Annotated in this window: 7 protein-coding genes; 3 read left to right on the forward strand and 4 right to left on the reverse strand. The window is 38.9% G+C overall.

From position 1 onward, the window contains the following. Positions 1 to 26 precede the first annotated feature (26 nt). Positions 27 to 1,451, reverse strand: a complete 1,425-nt coding sequence (locus QGM71_RS19270) for a YfcC family protein (protein WP_327609197.1) — start codon at positions 1,449 to 1,451, stop codon at positions 27 to 29. A gap of 305 nt (positions 1,452 to 1,756) precedes the next feature. On the opposite strand from QGM71_RS19270, the gene QGM71_RS19275 reads away from it, so the two are divergent. Beyond that, the gene (locus QGM71_RS19275; protein WP_327609198.1) at positions 1,757 to 2,545 is read left to right on the forward strand and encodes an HAD family hydrolase; all 789 of its coding nucleotides are present in this window, start codon (positions 1,757 to 1,759) and stop codon (positions 2,543 to 2,545) included. Positions 2,546 to 2,885: 340 nt separating this feature from the next. Here QGM71_RS19275 and QGM71_RS19280 read toward each other — a convergent pair whose 3' ends face one another. Further along, positions 2,886 to 3,140, reverse strand: coding sequence for a hypothetical protein (locus tag QGM71_RS19280; RefSeq protein WP_327609199.1), 255 nt, complete (start codon positions 3,138 to 3,140; stop codon positions 2,886 to 2,888). Between the two features lie 139 nt (positions 3,141 to 3,279). Beyond that, a complete protein-coding gene (locus QGM71_RS19285) occupies positions 3,280 to 4,407 on the reverse strand; it encodes an NAD(P)/FAD-dependent oxidoreductase (RefSeq protein ID WP_327609200.1) in 1,128 nt (375 codons plus the stop codon). A gap of 189 nt (positions 4,408 to 4,596) precedes the next feature. Between QGM71_RS19285 and QGM71_RS19290 the strand changes: the two genes are divergently transcribed. Continuing rightward, positions 4,597 to 4,896 (forward strand): hypothetical protein, encoded by a 300-nt coding sequence (locus QGM71_RS19290; protein ID WP_327609201.1) that lies wholly within the window; start codon positions 4,597 to 4,599, stop codon positions 4,894 to 4,896. 121 nt (positions 4,897 to 5,017) lie between these two features. Beyond that, positions 5,018 to 6,013, forward strand: coding sequence for a TIGR00341 family protein (locus QGM71_RS19295; protein WP_327609202.1), 996 nt, complete (start codon positions 5,018 to 5,020; stop codon positions 6,011 to 6,013). Between the two features lie 176 nt (positions 6,014 to 6,189). Here QGM71_RS19295 and QGM71_RS19300 read toward each other — a convergent pair whose 3' ends face one another. Then, positions 6,190 to 6,369 (reverse strand): helix-turn-helix domain-containing protein, encoded by a 180-nt coding sequence (locus QGM71_RS19300; protein WP_407703057.1) that lies wholly within the window; start codon positions 6,367 to 6,369, stop codon positions 6,190 to 6,192. Between the last annotated feature and the right edge of the window lie 25 nt (positions 6,370 to 6,394).

Raw genomic sequence — 6,394 nt, forward strand, 5'->3', positions numbered from 1 at the left:
CCGTCCCCTCGCATCCCCCATCGCTTTTAGAACGGCCCCCATTCAATCAAAACACCAACGGTTAATGTTACAATTGCAATGACGAACCAAATAAGGAATAGCGGGAATACCCATTTCACCCATTTAGTCCATGAAACATTGGCCACTGCTAGACTTGCCATTAGAATACCGGACGTTGGAAAAATGAGATTAGTCAAACCGTCACCAAACTGATATGCCTGTACAGCTACCTGTCTGGTAACTCCAATCATATCAGCCAATGGAGATAGCATCGGCATTGCTATCATTGCCTGCCCACTGCCGGAATTTACTAAGAAATTTAGTAATCCATTAGATAAAAACATCCCTATTGCGGCAAATACTGGCGAGAGATTTTCCAATGGTATGGACAGGCCATACACAATGGAATCAAGTGTTTTTCCGTCTTCCAATATAACAATAACCGCCCTTGCCAGCCCTACCACTAGAGCACCGTAAACCAGTTTTTTTGTGCCCTCCATGAACGTGAGAGCAAGTGTATTATACCGCATTCCTGCAATAATACCTGCGCCAATAGCAATAATTAAGAAAAACGCAGCCATGTTGTTAATCGTCCATCCTAATTGCGACGATGCATAAACAAAGTAACCTAAACATAATGCTACAAAAATCAGCACCAGTTTATGTCTTATGGTAAAAGGAGTATCTAGCTGATTCTCTTCATCATCGCTATACTCATACACTCCTATTATACTCTTTGAAGGGTCCGCCATGATTTTCTTCGCATACCGCCAAATGTACCAAATGGTTATAGATAATATGATAACAAATACAATAAACCGGAAGCCGGCACCTGATAGTAGCGGAAGCTCTGCAATATCCTGTGCAATCCCCACTGTATATGGGTTCATAAACCCTACGCTAAAACCTACAAAGTTAGCTCCAAATGTAATTGCCACAGCAATAATTGGGTCAAGCTTAAGTGTTCTCGCTATTATGACACCAATAGCAACAAATGCGATGACAGCATTGGCAACCGCTCCAACCGCTCCGGCTAAAGCAAAAATCGTCGAAACAATAGCAATCAACCAAAACTCATTTCCACGTGTTATGGTTACTGCACGGTTTATCACACCCCGCAATGCTCCGGAACGTTCTATAATTTCAAACATTCCCCCGGTAAACAATACAAGGAAAATAATATCAGCTGACTGTACCATCCCCATTTGAATCGAATTAAATATATCCATCAAGCCGAGTGCTGGACCTTCTGTCTGTTGATAGGTATCAGGAACCACCCGTTCTACCCCATCAACCATTTCCCTATCAAAAGCGCCTGAAGGCACTAAATATGTAGCAATAAACCCCAGTATCAATACCAAAAATAAAATTACATATGTATCTGGCATTTCCCATCTTTTTTTCTGGATATGATTCATATCCTCTTCACCGTTTCTTCTTGTTTCATTCATAAATACAAAACCTCCTGGTTTACTATGGAATTGCCACAATAAAGAACTGCGTAACTAAAAATGATAAATTGTGATTTCCTTAAAAATTCAAAAATTAAATATGGTTTAATATTATATCATTACTTTAATTAAATTCAAAAAGTTATCTATATCGACAAAATACCGTCTAAAGACGGTGGAGTTAGATCACGCATTTGTATGTTAAGTTATTAAAAATTAATCTAAACATTACAATTAGTTAATCCTGCCTTTACATTCAGATGATACGCTATAACTGATTAAAGAAAAGAGGAGGAAAAATAAAAATGGATACGCGTGCTATATTTATTGATATGGATGGAACATTGCTAACTACTTCGAATGAAATCTCCCGACGTAATACTGAAGCAATTTGCATGATAATGAATCAAGGAATCAAAGTTTTTCTTGCAACTGGACGGCAATATGAAATTACAGCCCCTTACCATAAGGCGCTTGGGTTGCAAACTCCAATGATTTGTTTAAACGGAGCTTCCATTCACGATGGAAGAACAGGAAAAGCAATTCAGATTAAAACAGTCATGTTGGATGAGCAAAAATTCCAGCATGCTACTAGCGACTATCCTTGCAACATTCTTGTACACACCGCTACCGGGCTTTATTGCAAGCGGATGAGTACTGAAATAGATGAATGGACAAGACGAGGCCGAATCCCGCCAATCTATGTGGGTGATTTGAGAGACGCGAATTATCGAGATGTACTTAAATACAGCATTAGAACAGGCGGCCCCAGCTCACAACTTTCAAATTTATTTACAGATGAAGCAGATGTTATAGATTGGAATGATGGTTTCGAACTTGTTGCTCATGGAGTTTCAAAATGGTCAGCCATTAAAGCGTTACTTAGCGCCTATGGAATTAACCAAAGAGAAGTAGTTACAATTGGAGATGGTCCGAACGATATCCAAATGCTTCGTAACTCTGGCATAGGAGTTGCAATGGCCAACGCTTCACCTGAGGTCAAAGACGCAGCTGACATTATTACTGGTCACCATCAAAACGACGGACTTGCTGAATTTATTGAACGCTACCTTATTAAGACTTTTACTGTATAAAGGTAGATAATCCCGTTTAGGGGAATCTTTTGATAAATAATTTTATCATATAAAAGTAAGTTCTCCTTGGTTACTTTCCTTTACATTATCGCCTTACCATTATAAATATAAACAAGCACCTCTTGTGCCACTTCTTCTACTTTTTCATCGTAATACAACTCGTCCCTCTCTAACTCCTATAATACGTTCAGTATATTCTAAAGCAATTTCAACATGATGAATAGTGATGATGGCTGAATTTTGCATTTCTATATCGATTCTCCTATTTGACTAGGAAAATTAGCCTCTCGTACTTTAGTTGAATAATAAGAGGCTATATAAACTAATTTCTATTCAGTACTTATTTATCTTCTTTCTTTCTTGAAAAATTTCTTGTACCACTATATAGGCCAATAGATGAGAGGCCTAGAGCAATTCCAATCAGAATCCCTGCTGCAATATTATCTGTAGTTATATATACAGGGCCAGCGATAGCTCCTAATACCACTGCTAGAATCGGAGAATAGTTCTTGGGCAAACCTACTATTTTGGCCGCCTGTATCAGCCCCAGAATAACAGGGACCAGTAATATCCTGTAAACATCAATCTCGACCATTCTTACCACCTCCCTAACGTATTATACGTAGTTCCTGTCCACTCAGTAACGGCAAATCCACAACAAAAAAGAAACTCCCTATAAGTCTAGTAACTTAATAGAAAGTTTCTTTTGATATATGACATCTTTGTTTGTTTGGCTATACGTCCCCCAGCGTCGTGATAGCTCGCATGGGGTTGTAGGGAGCAAGGTCCAGCTCTACCTTATCTCCCTTGATTAGGGATGCTGCTACTGTTCCTACATACGGCCCTATTGTCAATCCCGAAGCACCAAGACCTGTTGCCAATACAACACCTTTAATATGGTCAATCCTTCCAATCAAAGGCAAGACATCTGGGCCAATAGGTCTAAAGCCAATTCGCACTTCCTCAACTGTACCTATAGATAGATCAGGAGCAACCTCTAGTGCCTCTGACAAAACTTCATGGATGCCTCCAGCTGTAGTGCGATAGTCAAATCCTGAACCTGTTTCCCGAGTAGCTCCAGCCACGACTCGTGAATCATCAAACGCTAACATATAATGACTACTTTGTGGCAAGACAACAGGCCAATTAGATGTGTCCGTTTCTGGTAATTTAATATGAGCAATTTGACCACGCTGTGGTTCTACTTCTAACTCGATACCTAGTGGTCGTAATAAGGATGGTGCCCACGCTCCAGCAGTTACAAGAACTTGGTCAGCATATATGGCTTCCCCATTTGCTATCACGCCAATAACCTTCTGATTTTCATAGAGTAAAGACGCTTCCTCCTGCAGCATTATTGCACCATGCTTTTTTGCTGCACGTATCATAGCATCTCTTAGTAACCGTCCATCTACCCGAGCCGCTCCAGAAACGAATACAGCCTCTAGATCATTGGTCAATGGTGGAAATAATTTGCGTGCCTGTTCAGAATTGAGTCTGGATACCTCCCCTACTTCAGGAGCTTTTAACTGCTTAGCTAGTATTTCTTTTTCTATTTCATCAAGTTTATTAGAGTCGGTACTAACAGATAATGCTCCTACTTGCTTATACCCTGTCTCTTCTTCCCCATCTTCCTTCAATTTAGAAATTAAAGTTGAATAGTATTGTGCCCCACGTTTTGCAATTTCGTACCAGTCGTCATTCTGTATACTAGAAGTCCAAGGGCATACAATTCCCGCTCCCGCTGAAGTAGCCCTACCCTGATATTCTTTATCAACTACGATTACTTCGACTTTATTTACCGCTAAGGAATACGCTGCACTTGCTCCGACAATACCGCCACCTATTACAATAACTTTCATTGCTTCACCTCACTTAGCTATTTTATGTAATTCCTTTTACCTTCGCATTTTATTTTCCAACTAATACATTTATTCTGAATATTATAATTGGATTCTCTTTAGATTGTCAACTTACTCGGATGAACCACGTGAATAGGGTTTACATTTATTCAATAACGGTTATTGCAGTTAATGAGAGAGGTGGATTTGATGTATATCCTGCACACATGCAAACGAATTGGTAAAACAGGCTTAATAAACTTACCAAAAAGATGGCGTGTAAAACTCGGATTTGATTGTGGCGAATTGGTTGAAATCAGCTTACGTGACAATGCGATTTGGATTTATCATTCGAACAGGAATAATACCGAAAATCACAGATATATCTCTTCTAACGGAAACATTAGTATTCCATCCGAAATAAGAAAGCTATTAAAAATAAATCCTGAAACGAAAGTTTGTGTATATGTAGATACAGAAGAAAATTCATTTGTCCTGAGACCTGAATAATAAATTATATCCTCATTTAATGATGAGGCTTTTTTGTATAATAAAAAATATATGTTATGAAGATGAATATAAGGGCAACAATAAGTTGTAAAATTCTTCTTAGAAAACAGGAGAGGTAAATATGACTTTACAGTTGCTTGAGGTTTATGCGCCAAGGGATTTTCTAAATATGGAAGATATAGAGGAAAAATTTCCTGTTGTCTCCTACTGGATTTCCGATACATCAAAAGAAAATGAAAAGAAACAGACGCGAATTCTTGTGGAAACAAATGATGTAGAACAGATCCTTAATTACTTGGAAAGATTACCTGGCGGGGAAAACGCTTATCAGGTTATGTTACTGACTGTACAAACGTATCTTCCCAGGGAAAAAGAGAAAGAAAAAGATAAAGAAAATAAAGAAAAAGACCTACAGAGAGCAAGCAGTCATGAATTATATACGGCAGTTGAGATATCCAGTCATATGAGTGTCAGCTATATGTGGTTTATTGTTTTTTCCTCAGTCGTTGCGACAATCGGCATTATAAAAAACAGTCCTGCCATTGTCATTGGAGCTATGGTAATCGCCCCGATCATCGGCCCTGTAACTGCAGTTTCATTTGCTTCCGTTCTCGGGGATTACAAGTTACTTCGTCAATCATTACTTACATCCTTATTTGGAGTAGGAATTCCAATATTGGTGGCCACTATGTTCGGGTTCTTCTTCCAACCGCCTGTATACAGTGATGAGTTTCTTTCAAGGACAGATATTCAACTTATTGACGTGGTGGTTGCTCTCGCATCTGGTGCTGCAGGAGCACTTTCCTTTATTAAAAGAAACGAAGGAGCGCTTGTAGGAGTTATGGTTTCAGTAGCATTACTGCCTCCCGCTGTCGTATTCGGTATGATTCTCGGCACAGGTAGATGGGGAGATGCAGTTGTTCCCTTTATTCTATTAATGGTCAATGTTAATTCAATACTTCTCTCAGCCGTAATTGTATTCTGGTTAAGCGGTATTAAACCCAACAAATGGCAGGATATACAGAAAGCGAATATCTCGCGTAAACTCTCTCTCCTATTTATCTCAACAATCAGCATTATACTTATAATTGCTATTATTTTTCTAAACCTTGTATAATCCGTACGTTTTAGTCCAGGAAAGGTGGGGGCAGGTTCTCTTGCTTTTCCAACCCCCCGTAAGATTAAAATATCCCTGAATTATTCAGCAAATGATTGAAGCCATCTGTACCCTGTGAAATTAATGTGACTAGCAGCAAGACTATTATCGCTATCAGCGCAAATGGCCATATCGCTTTAACAATGTACAAATTCTCCTACCTTAGTAAGCTCAATTTTCTTGCCAACACGGTTAAAAAGTGGGTATCCTATCTCTTGTTCAAGCATCTTAATTTGATGACTTAAAGTGGCTTGAGATATAACCCTAGATCTTAATACGTTTAATTCTTCGGCAATATTGCAAAAACTGATTCCTATCCCCTTATTTCACCCATTCCTTAAC

It is taken from the genome of Virgibacillus tibetensis (genome assembly GCF_036026595.1).
Taxonomy (GTDB): Bacteria; Bacillota; Bacilli; order Bacillales; family Amphibacillaceae; genus Virgibacillus_P; species Virgibacillus_P tibetensis.